The organism is Psychrobacillus insolitus (genome assembly GCF_003254155.1).
GTDB classification, from domain to species: domain Bacteria; phylum Bacillota; class Bacilli; order Bacillales_A; family Planococcaceae; genus Psychrobacillus; species Psychrobacillus insolitus.
On the sequence record NZ_QKZI01000002.1, the window covers coordinates 13,979 to 28,105 of the forward strand.

A 14,127-nucleotide genomic window follows, 5' to 3' on the forward strand; every position below is an offset into this window, starting at 1 on the left:
GGGGAGAATAGAATGAAACGTAATTCACTGGTACTGGCAATTATAAGTTTATTGGTATTGAGTATTGTAGCGGCATGTGGAAATGATGACAGTGCAGCTGAAGGAAAAGAAGTGAGTATCGGGTATTTTCCGAACTTAACGCATATGGCGACGATTGTAGCATTGGAAAAAAATTACTTCGCTGAAGAGTTTGGCGAAGACATAGAAGTTACGACGAAAACATTTAGTAACGGTGGTTTATTCATGGAAGCTATGTCTACAAAAGCTATTGATGTAGGTACAGTTGGACCGGGTCCGGTATTAAACTTTTACGTGAAAAACCCTAAGTACCACATCATTTCTGGTGCTGTAAACGGGGGAGCGGTACTTGTATCGAGCGAACATAGCAATATTAACGAGTTAGCGGATTTGGATGGGAAGAAAGTGGCAATTCCAGTCATCGGAAGTACGCAAGACGTTATGTTACGTAAAGCATTGAAAGATGTTAACTTAGCTGCTACAACAAATGGCGGAACAGTTGAGTTCTTTGCAGCTGCACCAGCGGACACAGCAACACTTTTCGTGCAAGAGTCGATCGATGCTGCGGCAACACAAGAACCATGGGGTTATATTTTAGAAACGCAAGCGAAAGGGAAGTTGCTACTTGACTGGGAATCATTCGCTTGGGGGAAAGAATCAACAAATACAGTGGTTACAGCAAGTGATCGTTTTATGGAAAATGAAGACTTTGTGAATGCCTATTTACGTGCTCATGTAAAATCGGTTGAGTTTATCAAAAGTAATCCTGAAGAGAGCCAAGCGCTTGTAATCAAACATATTAAAGACCTTACTGGAAAAGAAATTGACAAAGAAGAAATTGAAGTTGCTTTTAGCAGAATGGAAGTTACAACTTCTGTAAATGGAGAAGTTCTTCAAGAAATGATTGATATTAGCGTGGAAGCAGACTATGCGAAAAGCAATGACATTGAAGGACTTCTTCAATTGGATCAGTTGAAAGCTATTGAAACAGAGAAGTAAGTAATGGTAAAAAGGACATCAACCTGTGTAATCTAGGTTGATGTTCTTTTTTTCAATGACCCTGTGTTAGAAACATTCACGTTTATTCAAACAATCGTGAATGTTTAAACTTTCGTGTTTGTTTTTAACGCGGGGTCATAAATGCAATCGATCTACACTTCAAAATACAAATGCTTATGAGTGCTACAGCCAGGATTAAATGAACTCTTACAGGATGGACATGAAGAGTTGCAAGCCAGATATTCATGGATGGTAAGTTCATTTCCGCAGGACCCGCATAGCACCGCTTTTTGGTGGAATTGATGCCTAGGCCAAACCTGCGGAGAGTTGCATCCTTCTTCTTCATGACAGGAGAAGCAAGGGTAATAGCTATCGCAACAGTAAAATTTAATGGCAATTCGGTCGATTTCTGAGTGGTAATGCAGACAGCGCGTTTCTTTGTCGAGGCCATTTCCTTTTACTTCGTGGTCATGAATAAGCATTTTATTCTCTCCTTGTTTCATACACCTATGATTCACATCATTTTTTATATTTTTGTATAATCGGTTTTAGTCGATAGCCGAACATTCCTGCAAAAACGGCTAGAATTATATCTTTTGGTAATGGCACCAACATCCAAGTCCAAGCCATTTGATAAGTAAAACCTGCTGGTGCATCAAACCATAGTTTGTATGCTGCATACATCCAATTTGTCCCTATAGTATAGTTGATTGCGGTTCCGACCAATGCAGCTAATACAAAACCTTTTCTCGTTGGAAATTTCCGAACGATTTCTCCGACAATGTAGGCAACCAAAATATATGAAAGTATAAAACCAAAAGTAGGCGAAACGAGTGTATCCATGCCACCTGAAAATTTGGCGAAGACCGGTAATCCAGCTAGTCCGATTAACGCATAAACTAGCATAGCGGTAGCCCCAGTGCGACTACCTAATAAAATTCCAGCTAGTATCGCAAAAAAAGTCTGAAGTGTGATTGGTACACCACCGACAACCAGAAAGGAGGATATGTTGGCACCGATCGTCATCAATGCGGCAAACATTGCAATTTGAATTAGTTGTAGTGTGCGTGAATGATTTGTTGATCTTGCTGTTGTAGTGGTAGTCATTATATTCCTCCAAAATTCAATATTATAAATAGTATATTTAAATATTACTTATGAGTCAACACTTTATATAGTTTGGTTAACTCAAAATTTGTTTTTAAATTTTTTTTGATTGAAAAATAACCATTTCATGTTAAGATGTTCGTATATAACTAAATAGTAATATCTTCCACTAGGGGTACCTTCGATAAGTAAATGAAAGTTGTTTACTTACCATTAAAGGTTGAGATTAAAGTTAAGCTTTAAGACCCTTAGAACCTGATCTGGTTTATACCAGCGTAGGAAAGTGGAGTTGCGGAGCAGGACTTTTATCTCTTTTTCCAATACAACCACTTTCTTTTGTTGACTAAGAAAGTGGTTTTTTATATGCCAAAAATTAGGGGAATAGATGTTATTCGATATAAATATTGTTATGAGGAGGCTTTTTTACAGATTGAGGTGTTGGAAAATTCTGTCCCTTTGAACATGATCCAGTTTTTAGTTGTTTTCAAATTTGCATGGAAAAATACTATTCACTACAAAAAATCAAAAGGAGAGCTTACGTATGAAAAAAAGACTACTCCATATCATTTCAACTGGGAAACAGAAACCAGAGAAATTAGCGGAAATTGCAGGTCAAATTCATCCATATATTGATGCCATTCATATTCGTGAAAAGGCTAAAACCGCCAAAGAGATTTACGAAATGGTTAATTTATTAACAGACCAGAATGTTCCCCTTTCTAAAATAATTATCAATGATCGATTAGATGTTGCTTGTGTATCAAAGGTAGGGGGAGTTCATCTGGCTTATCATTCTTTGCCTGTTGATATTGTAAAGAAACAGTTTACTAGCTTGAAAGTTGGGTGTTCGGTGCATTCACTTGACGAGGTCCAAACTGCACAAGAATTAGGAGCAGATTATGTTATTTTCGGGCATGTTTTTCCAACACAATCAAAGCAGGGGTTAGTTCCGAAGGGTTTAAAGCAATTAGAACTCGTAGCTCATCATGGTTCTATTCCAGTATTGGCGATAGGTGGTATAAAACCTACAAACGTTAGAGAAGTCATCGAAACAGGGGCACAGGGAATTGCTGTGATGTCAGGGGTCTTAGAAGCAGAGAATCCATTAGAGACCGTAAAGGAATATTATCGAAAGTTATCTATTTAATGAATAAAATTTTAAGAAAGAAGGGGATTTGATGAGTAATACATATGATGCAATCGTGGTAGGAGGAGGAGTTATTGGAGGAGCCATTGCTTATAACCTTGCTAAAAGAGGGGGAAAGGTCCTTTTGTTAGAAAAGGATCGACTTGCTAGTAAATCCTCTGGAGCAGCAGCTGGAATGCTGGGTGCACAATCAGAAATGGATGGAGATGGACCACTTTTTCAATTAGCTAGAAAAAGCAGAGCAATGTTTCCAAAGATAGCTGAAGAAATAAAAGAGAACAGTGGAATAGATATTGGACTGATAAATAAAGGCATGTTAAAAGTTGCCTTAACCGAGCAGGAACAGCAGGAATATAAGCGAATCATGGCTATCCAAAACCAAAGTGGGGAGCAAGCAGATTGGTTTACAGGAGAGGAGCTAAGAAGGAAAGAACCAGCATTGTCTGATGCGATTAAAGGGGCAATGTATATTGAAAAAGATGGTCAAGTAGAAGCAGATCAGTTAACTTTGGGTTTTTTGAAATCCGCAGCAGCAAGTGGTGTAGTAATAAAGGAATACGTGGAAGTATATGACTTTCAGTTATCAAAAGGAAAAGTTGAGGGGGTGGTAACGAATCAAGGAATCTTTACTAGTGAAAATGTCATTGTGGCAGGTGGGGCATGGAGTCAAAAGTTACTTTTAGAAACAGGGTTACAACTAGATACCTATCCTGTGAAAGGTGAATGTTTTTCGGTTGTCACACATCGTCAAATGCTATCGACAACGATATTTTCCCATGGTTACTACCTTGTTCCTAAGAAAGGTGGAAGAATCGTTGTTGGTGCTACTGTTATGCCAAGAACATTTAACCAAAAAGTTTCGCTTAATGGGATATCCATACTACTGGAACAGGCAAAAAATCTGATGCCGTCCATTGTGGAAGCTGAATGGGAGCGGGCATGGGCTGGTATTCGACCACAAACCATTGATGGGCTACCGTACTTAGGGGAACATCCTGCATACAAGGGTTTATATATTGCAACAGGGCATTTTAGAAATGGAATATTACTTTCACCTATAACTGGTGTGGTCATCGCCGACTTGATCGAAGGAAAACCAACATCGGAAAATTTGGAACCTTTTCGAGTAGATCGTTTGGTTAGGCAATTAACATAAGAAAGGTATGAAGCAAATGAATCTAGTTATTAACGGGGATAAAGTAGAAGTCCCGAATAGAGTGGAAACAGTAGACAATCTGTTGCAACACTTCGATTTAGAACAAAAGGTAGTAATCGTTGAATGGAATGAAACGATATTAGAAAAAGCATTTTATCAAGAAACGATGCTTTCTAATGGAGACAAAATTGAATTAGTACATTTTGTAGGAGGAGGATGACTATGTTAAAGATTGGATCATATGAATTCAAGTCAAGGTTATTATTGGGCACTGGGAAATATCCTAATTTTGATATTCAAAAAGAAGCGGTAAATGTTTCAGGAACAGAGATTTTAACGTTCTCTGTTCGTAGAATGAATATATTTGACCCAAGTCAACCAAATTTTTTAGAAAAGTTAGATCTAAAAAAGTACACTTTACTACCAAATACAGCCGGTGCAAAGACAGCGCAAGAAGCGGTTCGAATTGCTAAATTAGCTAATGCTTCTGGTCTTTGTAACATGATTAAAGTTGAAGTAATTGGATGCCAAAAAACGCTATTGCCTGATCCTATAGAAACATTAAAGGCATCAGAAGAATTGTTAAAAGAAGGGTTCACCGTATTACCCTATACTTCAGACGATGTTCTACTAGCTAGAAGACTAGAAGAGTTGGGTTGTCACGCCATTATGCCTGGTGCATCACCTATTGGATCTGGCCAAGGAATTATTAATCCATTAAACCTTAGCTTTATTATTGAACAGGCAAATGTGCCCGTAATAATTGATGCTGGAATCGGTACGCCATCTGACGCAGCTATTGCAATGGAATTAGGTGCAGATGGTGTCTTACTAAATACGGCGGTTTCTGGTGCGAGTGACCCAGTGAAAATGGCGTTGGCCATGAAACTTGCGATTGAAGCAGGGAGACTAGGATTTGAAGCGGGTCGTATTCCGAAAAAGAGATATGCTACAGCAAGTAGTCCATTGGAAGGGATGATCTTTAGTTGAATGAGCGTTATTCACGACAAGAATTATTCGCACCAATAGGTCCACTAGGGCAATCGAAATTGAAAAAAAAGCATGTATTAGTAATCGGTGCAGGAGCACTTGGAACCGGGAGTGCTGAAGTGCTTGTTCGTGCAGGAGTAGGTAAGTTGACGATAGTGGATCGTGATTATGTGGATTGGAGTAATCTCCAACGTCAAAATCTTTATACCGAAAAAGATGCAAATCAGCAAATTCCTAAAGCAGTAGCAGCGAAAGATCGCTTAACGCTCATAAATTCGGAGGTAGAGATTGAGTCCCTTTTGATGGATGTCTCTGTAGAGGAACTGGAGCAGCTTGTTAAGGATGTAGATTTAATCATGGATGCAACCGATAGTTTTGATATCCGGATGCTTATCAATGATGTTTCTCAGAAATATCAGATTCCCTGGATATACGGTGCATGTGTTGGAAGCTATGGAATTAGCTACACTATCCTTCCAGGAGAGACCCCTTGTTTAAATTGTCTGCTAGAAACTACGCCAATGTCCGGGGTAACTTGTGATACCGTGGGAATTATTAGTCCTGCTGTTCAAATGGTAGTTTCTTATCAAACTTCAGAAGCATTAAAAATTTTGGTTGAAGACTATCATGCATTAAGAAAAAAACTCGTATCTTTTGATTTATGGGAAAATAAATATGCGGCTATTAATGTTGACAAAGTTAAGAAAGAAAGTTGTTTATCTTGTGGTATAAGTCCTACTTATCCGTATTTAACCTTTTCAAACCAAACAAAAACAGCCATATTATGTGGGAGAAATACCGTTCAAATCCGACCATCTAAACCAGTGGATAGAAATTTAGAAAGTTTGGCTAACACCCTTTCAAAACAAGGAGGGAAGATCTCACATAATCCATACTTACTTTCTTTTTTAATCGGTGATCATCGTCTTGTTATTTTTAAAGATGGTAGGGTATTGGTTCACGGAACAAAAGATATTGCTGAAGCTAAGGTTTTGTATCAACGGTACTTGGGATGATATAGGGTATTGTTCAATGACCCTGTTTAAAAAACACAGGGTAATAAATATATTTCAAAAAAGCATCTGGTTAATTACCGATGCTTTTTTCATTATATTATGGGTTTTCTTTTAAATATACTTTTTTGTTTCTATCGATACGTAATTTATATTGTTCAAAATGTAATATATATGTTGCAAAAAGTAAAGTAAAGCATACAATAGGGGTAAGTGATAAAATTATATAGGAGGCAGATCCATATGGATGTATTTAAGAGAACAAAAAAGAACACGGATGAACGAATCGAAAATATTAGAAATAAAATATTCAAAGAAATGTATTATGTTGTGATGACTATTTGTTTAATAAGTATATTCTTTAAAATGTATAAGTTTGGTATAGGCGAGAGTGCGCTAATGGAAGAGGCAATACTAGAATTAGTTATTCTTATCGTAGGTGGAGTCTATTTTTTAGCTCGTTCTATTTTCTTAGGGGTATTCTGGGATGAAGTAGAGATACATGATCGTACTAGTAAAACACCGATGAGTAAGAAAACTATATTTAGAAGTGTTGGTTTAGCTCTTCTTATAGCCATAACAATGGGTATAAATAGTGCAGTATCCTATGCAGATAGTACCTCTCAAGGTTTTTGGTATTTTATACAAGTACTATTTGTCTCGCTTATGATCTATTTGCCTATTTTATTAATCCTTTTTGGTGGAATATACATGTTAGCGAAGAAAATTAGTATGACTTCAAGAAAATCATAAAAGATGTAGGTGCTTCCTTTGAAAAATATGAAACTAAAGCTTGCAAGGGTCGAGAAAGATTTGTCACAAGAAGACCTAGCCAAGATTGTCGGTGTATCCAGACAAACAATTGGATTGATTGAATCTGGAAAGTATAACCCTTCCCTAAGTTTGTGCATTAATATTTGTATAGCATTATCTCGCACATTAAACGATTTATTTTGGGATGCAGAAATAAATAATTAGAGGGATATCCATTCATTTGGGTATCCCTTTTATTGTAGAGAATATTTGTTACTCTCGTTCAGCGACCTTGTGTTAAAAAAATTCACGTTAATTTAAACAAACATGAATGTTTAAACAACAAAGGGTCATAAATCTAAAAAAGTATACAAAAAACAGTTTTAGAAAGTGTTTTTCTAAAACTGCTTCAATTTAGGTGCTTATTTGACCCTCCAGTGCTTCATATATCTGCGATTTTTTTATAATCATTCCCGGTTGGATTCTGGAATAATTGAATTCCAAACTCCGGTGCTACGGCGAAAAGATGGTCAAAGATATCTGCTTGAACCGTTTCATAAACGGCCCATTTTATATCATTTGTAAATGCATATATTTCTATTGGTAACCCGTGTTCGGTTGGTGCTAACTGTCTAACCATCAAGGTCATTTCCTGATTGATTCCAGGATGATGTTGAAGGTAGGTGCTTATATACGCTCTAAATACACCGATATTCGTCAGAGCCCTTCCATTCACAGGATTGCTCTGATCTATTTTATTTCTCTTATTGTATTCTGCAATTTCCCGTTCCCTATGGATTACATAGTCCGAAAGATAGTGAATATTTTTATAGTTATTGATCATCTCCTCAGTACAAAATGAAATACTGTTTGTATCAATAAATAATGAACGCTTGATCCGTCGTCCTCCAGAGTTTTGCATCCCTCGCCAATTTATAAAAGAATCGGATATTAGGGCATAGCTTGGTATCATCGTGATAGTTTTATCAAAGTTTTGTACCTTTACAGTATTTAAGGAAATATCAATAATGTCTCCGTCTGCCCCATATTTAGGCATTTCAATCCAGTCGCCAACTTGAACCATATCATTGGTCGACAACTGAATCCCTGCAACAAGGCCTAATAATGAATCTCTAAAAACCAACATGAAGACGGCGGAGAGAGCACCAATTCCACTTAGAAGAATAAGTGGGCTTTTCCCGATTAAATTCGCGATCACCAAGATGACCCCTAACGTTATAACAATAATTTTAACTACTTGAATATAACCTTTAACAGGCTTGATCTTAGATATCTCATAGGTTAGATAAATATCATTCATTACATTTAAAGAGCTATTGATAATTACTAACCCCATAATAATTAAATACGCCATTACACCCTTTTCGATGAAATGTTGAAAGGATTCTGGTAATGCAGAAGCAAAGAAGTAAATAATAATCGCTGGAACAATATGTGATAGCTTATGAAAAACCTTCCTTTCCAAAAGCATATCATCCCATCGGAATTTAGTTTTTTTCACGACCTTAGAGATTATCCTGATTACTAACTTTTTAGTAATAAAATTAGCTACAATACAGATAAGCATTATTAAAAGAAACATAATAATAAGGGAAAGATACCCGACTAAGGTAATATCTATATCAAATTTTAAAAGTTGGTTACGAATGTAATTCATCTATTTCACCTCATTGTATGTATTATTGTTGGTATCATAGTGTGCAACTCATGTTTGTAACAAGTAATGAGGTAATAAACATTGTATCAGAAAAAATTGGTCTTCACTTATTTCGACACTTCGCAAGTAAACAAAAGCAATCGAGAAAGGACTACAAGATTAATTTTTCGATGAATGAAACAAAAATAATAAAGTTGTGCGACGTTCCCGCTTTAAAAAGATAAGGCTTATTTTAGATTGATCAAGTAAACCTTCACTCCTTTCAAAAAGGTAGCTCGGTAATCGAAGCAAGTGTGAAGGCGGGGGATGATTTTGATGTCCTAGTACAAGTAGCTCCAAGCGGAAAAATAGTAGCTACTAATCTTAGTGACCCTGTGTTAGAAACATTCGCGTTGATTCAAAAAAACGTGAATGTTTAAATTTTCATGTTTTTTTCTAACACAGGGTAAGTAGAAAATTGTCGAATACTGTAATCTCCAATTTACAGGGATTGGTTATTTTGTTAGAGTAAAGGTATATATATAATAGCGAAATTATAACTTTAGATATGTGCGGAGTAGGGTAAAATTACATAGTTTTAGTTCAGAATATTTTGTGAAAATTAAAGAGTTGGTGGTGGCTAGAATGGGTTTTTTCCGTGGAATAGGTAAAGCAACGAATACAGTAGTTGGTGGAGCTGCGAAAGGGAGCGTTAAGTTAGTAAGTAAAGGGATAGCAAAAAAGAATGAAAAGGTAGGCGCGTATATCGGAGAGCTAGGGGATACGATCATAGAAGCTTCTAAACAAACGGTAGATTCTGTTGCGCAGTTTACAGATGGAACGTTACAAGGGGTATATGGAGTTGTAAAAAAAGATTCTTATCACAAAAAACATGGATGGGATGATATTAAGGACTCTACTGGACGAACGGCAAAAGGAATGTATGGTGGTATGAAATATACAGTGAAGAGTGCTGGAATAACTGTTAATGGATTACGACGAAATGATCGGGAGCAGCTTTTTCAAGGATTGCAAAACTTAGGGAAAGTGGTTGCGGTCTCTGCATTGGCTGTAGGCGTGCTAGATATTGTAGATGGATCAGACGCAGCACAAGCTGAAATGATCGAGACGCGTAATGATCATTTAAACGGTTTGGAGCACGCTGAAACTGGGGTGAACTTTGCAGAAAAGACAATAGAACTGCCTAATGGTGACTTAATAAATGGAACATATCCAGTATTTGATTCTGCATTTAGTGTGGTATTAGTGGAAGAAGTATATTTGGAAAGTGATCAAACTCATTTTCAAATAGCGAATCAAACACTCTATCAATCTATCGAAAATAATCCAGCCATGGCAAATGATTTAGGCATGTCTTCATTGGATGTCCAAGCATTAGAAAATGGTGTTACTCCGGAAGGGTATGTATGGCATCACAATGAACAACCGGGAGTTCTTCAATTAGTCGAAGAAGAAACGCATCATAATACTGGCCATACCGGAGGGCGCGAGATTTGGGGCGGTGGGAGTGAGAATAGATAAGTGTGGATGAAAGCCATATTAAAACACTGTTGCGCCACCTAGACACGGAAGAATGTGCTGTATAGCATGACAACATTCAGAATAGAAAAAGTTTCAAAAAAGACGCCGTCAAAATTCAGAAATCGAATTTGAGTCGTCTTTTTTTGTCCCTGTGTTAGAAACTTTCCTGTTTGTTTCTAACACAGGTTCATTAAAACAGGGTCATTAAAAAAAGACCAGCATGAAAATTCCACATTTCCCAAAAGCACAAAAATGGATATACGACTTAACTGCAAATAAGTACGAAATAAGGACTATATTCCTGAAATTGCACTTATTTATAAATATGTCGTATGTCGTTTTATACACTTTTATGTTTTCTCTATTTTAATAGATGCGTATAAAATTTTAACCTCAGCTGATCGTTATAATACAAACAATGTTTGTGTTATAGATGAATTACGTATAGAAGGTGTGGTGGGCAAGATCGAAGAGGATGAATTGGTGTAATTTCGTCTACAAGAAGGGGTTTATAAATTATTGGGTATAGCGATAGATGTGGACGATATTGGAGAAGGTTATGTAGGGTTTATTCGTGATGAAATTCAAGGAGAGACTATTCCTGAATATGTATTGGAAGTATTAGCAGAACCAGTTATGGCAGAACCATTTGGATATAGAGATGGAAAAAATAATTATTACGAAGTTTGTCACTTGTATTATGTGGGACCAAATCCATATGAAGTTTGGTTGAAAAATGATGAGGTTTTAAAAGGGCCACTTGAACAACCTGCTTTTTTATAGGGATGAAAATAAGAAGGGGGTGTCTGTAGGCTATATAGCTTTTGAGGATACCCCTTCTTATTTAAAGTTTGTTATTCTTCTACCAAGTAATGATAGATATCGTATTGTACTGGTTGTTCGAGTACCATGTTCATGGTCACTACGGGGATTTTCTTGCCGTTTTTATCGAACATCTCTTCTTCTTTAGGACTGTTTTCGGCAATAGAAGTTGTACCCATGTAGTAAAAGTCAAACCCTTCACCGTCGTCTTTTTTCGTAAATAAGTGAATATCAAGACCTGTTTGCTCAGCTGCAAGTATTGCTTTTACTTCTTTAGATTCTAGCGTTAATTTACTTCTTGAGAACCAACGAAATACATCTGCGGAAAGAAATTCATCACCGTAATTTACACTTGAGTCCACTTCGTCTTTTTTATGATAAGTTACGAAAACTGGACAAGTGCCATGCTTTACACGATATCCATAAATCGTTGAAGAATCGTCTTTCGCCCAGTTAAGTAGGCGACAAGAATCTCTTCTGGAGTACTTTTTATAAAGTGTTAATGGCCGTTTTGGATCATATTGCTGATTTTTAATATTTGCGCAAGAAACGATATCTGTAAAATACGCTTTGTAGAATGAATCATTTAAACTAGATTTAAGTTCATTGTTAAACTGATACTGTTCATCTATTAACTCGATAATGGGCTTTAAACCATATTTATTCTTATCGTTAGTTATGTGGAAATTTAGTGAAAACATATTCTCGACGGATTTAATTGTTTCATCATCGTAATATGTTCCAAATTCTTTTAATGAAGCAATAAAATCTATTTTACTAATCGAATCATTTTTCAATAAAGCCTCTACTAATAGAACCTCATGGATTCGTTTGCCGTTCAATATTTCTTTTGAAAGCATCGTAATAACTGCTAGTTCGTATTCAGTGAGTGACGGAATTTCTTCTCTCATTTTCAAAAGAAAGTCGTAGTAATTGTTTGAATAACCAATAATAACTTCAGGATCCAACGAGTTTTGTTTAATGAAATCATGCATAGTCGGTATTCTGCCGAGGCGATTTTTCACTTCAGAGTAAGAGTCTTTTAATGTTTTTAAAGTGGATAAATTAGTGTTATCAATCGCATCAAAAATACGTTTTTTCGCAATTTCTTCAAAGTTAATTGTTGAAACACCTTGAATGTAATTTGTATTTACTGTTTTTCGACGTACATTGTCCTTATTCATGGACTGATCACCAGAAAGGGCAATTGGAATTAAGTAGTTATTTTTATAATTTCCAATGAAATCAATAATCGTCACATAGTCTTTCGTATCGTGTTTTCGTAAACCACGGCCAAGTTGCTGGATAAATATAATGCTAGACTGTGTTTGACGTAGCATGATAATTTGATTTAAAAATGGAATATCTATTCCTTCATTAAAAATATCCACGGTTAAAATATACTCGATTTCATAACGTTCTAATTTAGTAATGGCATCTTCTCGCTCAGGTTGAGAGTTATCCCCTGTAAGAGCAATAGTTTTCAATCCTTGCTCGTTTAAAGCAGCAGAAAGTGCATGTGTTTCCTCTTTTGAACGACAGAAAATTAGTCCTCGAACTTGTTTTCCAGAATAGCCATAGTAATTAATTTTTTCCAGAATATGATGAATACGTTCGTTTGATACGAGATGCTGCAGGGTAGATGCGTCATCAATTATTTCACCATCTTTTTCATAATCGGTCACACCAAAATAATGGAAAGGGCAAAGCATCTCTTCTTCAAGAGCAGCTTGCAGACGAATTTCGTAGGCGATATGGTAATCGAACAGCTCAAAAATATTAAAACTATCTGTACGTTCTGGAGTAGCTGTCATACCAAGTAAAAATTCAGGTTCAAAATAATTAATAATTGCCAAATAGGATTCTGCACCAGCACGATGGACTTCATCTATTAAAATATAGTCAAATTCATCTTTTGCAAATTGTTGTAAATGTCGATTTGAAGATAAGGTTTGTACCGTTGCAAACAAATATTTCGCATGGACATCCTTTGAGTTTCCAGAGAGTATGCCAAAGTCATCTTCATGTCCACCCAATATTTTTCGGTAATCTTGAAGTGCTTTCTTTAGAATTTGTTCTCTGTGTACGACAAAGAGCATTTTTTTAGGAGCGAAATTCCTCACGTCAAATGCTGACAAGTATGTTTTTCCTGTACCAGTAGCTGAAATAATCAACCCTTTTTTTGCTCCTGTTGCTCGAAGTGATTTTAATTGTTCGATAGCAGCTATTTGCATTTTGTTAGGTTGAATGGACAGGCTATCAGCTAAAGGATTTGTTAAATATTCTTCGTTAACTTGTAGTACGTTGGATGTGATTTGCTTAACAAATGGTTGTTGCACATAGTTTAGATTGTAGTTGTTAATCCATTCCTCTGTTAAAACAATAGCCTCGTCCCATGCCTCTTCAAATTGGTTTTTAAAGTGATGAATGATTTCACCATCTTCTAATGAAGTTAGAAAGACATTCCATTCGTAATTGGCTTTTAAAGCACTATCCGTTAAATTGGAGCTACCCACTATTAATGAATAATAGTTTTCATGTTCAAATATGTAGCCTTTTGAGTGAAATCCTTTAATACCAGTTAAGCGGATTTCCACATTTTCAAGTTTTAATAACTCTTTAAACATTTTAGGTTGATTAAAGTTTAAGAAGGTAGATGTTAAAATACGACCTTTGATGCCTTTTAACTGAAGGTCATAAAGCATCGTTTTTAAAGTAGCCAAGCCGCCTTCTGTAATGAAAGCAACTGAAAAAGTAAATGTTTTACATGTTTTCATTTCTTGAAGAAGTGTCGTTAATACATTTTCATGTGATCTATTCGATAATAGCTTAGGTTTAAATTGTCCGGATACTGGCTTACTTTGATCAATAAAACCTTTATATAAAGAGTTTTCCATCTTCCGAATAAGTTGTTCCATTTAAT

At 36.1% G+C, this 14,127-nt stretch carries 14 protein-coding genes and 1 riboswitch; of the genes, 10 read left to right on the forward strand and 4 right to left on the reverse strand.

Going from position 1 to position 14,127, the window contains the following annotated elements; translation table 11 throughout:
• Positions 1-12 precede the first annotated feature (12 nt).
• Complete coding sequence (locus C7437_RS07285) at positions 13-1,017, forward strand: aliphatic sulfonate ABC transporter substrate-binding protein (protein WP_111439027.1); 1,005 nt, start codon at positions 13-15, stop codon at positions 1,015-1,017.
• Positions 1,018-1,169: 152 nt separating this feature from the next.
• Here C7437_RS07285 and C7437_RS07290 read toward each other — a convergent pair whose 3' ends face one another.
• Together C7437_RS07290 and C7437_RS07295 are read right to left on the reverse strand one after the other, a co-directional pair.
• Positions 1,170-1,499, reverse strand: coding sequence for a CHY zinc finger protein (locus C7437_RS07290; RefSeq protein ID WP_111439028.1), 330 nt, complete (start codon positions 1,497-1,499; stop codon positions 1,170-1,172).
• Between the two features lie 37 nt (positions 1,500-1,536).
• Entirely contained in the window at positions 1,537-2,124 is a 588-nt protein-coding gene (locus C7437_RS07295; RefSeq protein ID WP_111439029.1) for a biotin transporter BioY, read from the reverse strand.
• Positions 2,125-2,285: 161 nt separating this feature from the next.
• A riboswitch (TPP riboswitch) is annotated at positions 2,286-2,423 on the forward strand.
• 242 nt (positions 2,424-2,665) lie between these two features.
• Between C7437_RS07295 and tenI the strand changes: the two genes are divergently transcribed.
• The 7 genes from tenI (at position 2,666) to C7437_RS07330 (ending at position 7,408) form a co-directional block, all read left to right on the forward strand.
• On the forward strand, positions 2,666-3,271 hold the full coding sequence (gene tenI, locus C7437_RS07300; RefSeq protein WP_111439030.1) for a thiazole tautomerase TenI: 606 nt from the start codon (positions 2,666-2,668) through the stop codon (positions 3,269-3,271).
• Positions 3,272-3,302: 31 nt separating this feature from the next.
• Positions 3,303-4,427, forward strand: a complete 1,125-nt coding sequence (gene thiO, locus C7437_RS07305; RefSeq protein WP_111439031.1) for a glycine oxidase ThiO — start codon at positions 3,303-3,305, stop codon at positions 4,425-4,427.
• A gap of 16 nt (positions 4,428-4,443) precedes the next feature.
• Positions 4,444-4,647, forward strand: a complete 204-nt coding sequence (gene thiS / locus C7437_RS07310) for a sulfur carrier protein ThiS (protein WP_111439032.1) — start codon at positions 4,444-4,446, stop codon at positions 4,645-4,647.
• A gap of 2 nt (positions 4,648-4,649) precedes the next feature.
• Entirely contained in the window at positions 4,650-5,417 is a 768-nt protein-coding gene (locus tag C7437_RS07315) for a thiazole synthase (RefSeq protein ID WP_111439033.1), read from the forward strand.
• Complete coding sequence (locus C7437_RS07320) at positions 5,414-6,433, forward strand: thiazole biosynthesis adenylyltransferase ThiF (protein WP_111439034.1); 1,020 nt, start codon at positions 5,414-5,416, stop codon at positions 6,431-6,433. Before C7437_RS07315 ends, C7437_RS07320 begins: the two co-directional genes overlap by 4 nt.
• 240 nt (positions 6,434-6,673) lie before the next feature.
• The gene (locus tag C7437_RS07325; protein WP_111439035.1) at positions 6,674-7,183 is read left to right on the forward strand and encodes a DUF6773 family protein; all 510 of its coding nucleotides are present in this window, start codon (positions 6,674-6,676) and stop codon (positions 7,181-7,183) included.
• Between the two features lie 18 nt (positions 7,184-7,201).
• Positions 7,202-7,408 carry a helix-turn-helix transcriptional regulator gene (locus C7437_RS07330; RefSeq protein WP_111439036.1) on the forward strand — a complete coding sequence of 69 codons (207 nt, stop codon included), beginning with the start codon at positions 7,202-7,204 and terminating at the stop codon, positions 7,406-7,408.
• Between the two features lie 217 nt (positions 7,409-7,625).
• Here C7437_RS07330 and C7437_RS07335 read toward each other — a convergent pair whose 3' ends face one another.
• Complete coding sequence (locus tag C7437_RS07335; RefSeq protein ID WP_111439037.1) at positions 7,626-8,861, reverse strand: mechanosensitive ion channel family protein; 1,236 nt, start codon at positions 8,859-8,861, stop codon at positions 7,626-7,628.
• Positions 8,862-9,485: 624 nt separating this feature from the next.
• Here C7437_RS07335 and C7437_RS07340 point away from each other — a divergent pair.
• Together C7437_RS07340 and C7437_RS07345 are read left to right on the forward strand one after the other, a co-directional pair.
• Complete coding sequence (locus C7437_RS07340) at positions 9,486-10,382, forward strand: HNH endonuclease (protein ID WP_111439038.1); 897 nt, start codon at positions 9,486-9,488, stop codon at positions 10,380-10,382.
• 519 nt (positions 10,383-10,901) lie between these two features.
• On the forward strand, positions 10,902-11,165 hold the full coding sequence (locus C7437_RS07345) for a hypothetical protein (protein ID WP_111439039.1): 264 nt from the start codon (positions 10,902-10,904) through the stop codon (positions 11,163-11,165).
• A gap of 71 nt (positions 11,166-11,236) precedes the next feature.
• On the opposite strand, the gene C7437_RS07350 is transcribed toward C7437_RS07345, so the two are convergent.
• Positions 11,237-14,122: a DEAD/DEAH box helicase gene (locus C7437_RS07350; RefSeq protein ID WP_111439040.1), complete on the reverse strand. Its 2,886-nt coding sequence runs from the start codon at positions 14,120-14,122 to the stop codon at positions 11,237-11,239.
• Between the last annotated feature and the right edge of the window lie 5 nt (positions 14,123-14,127).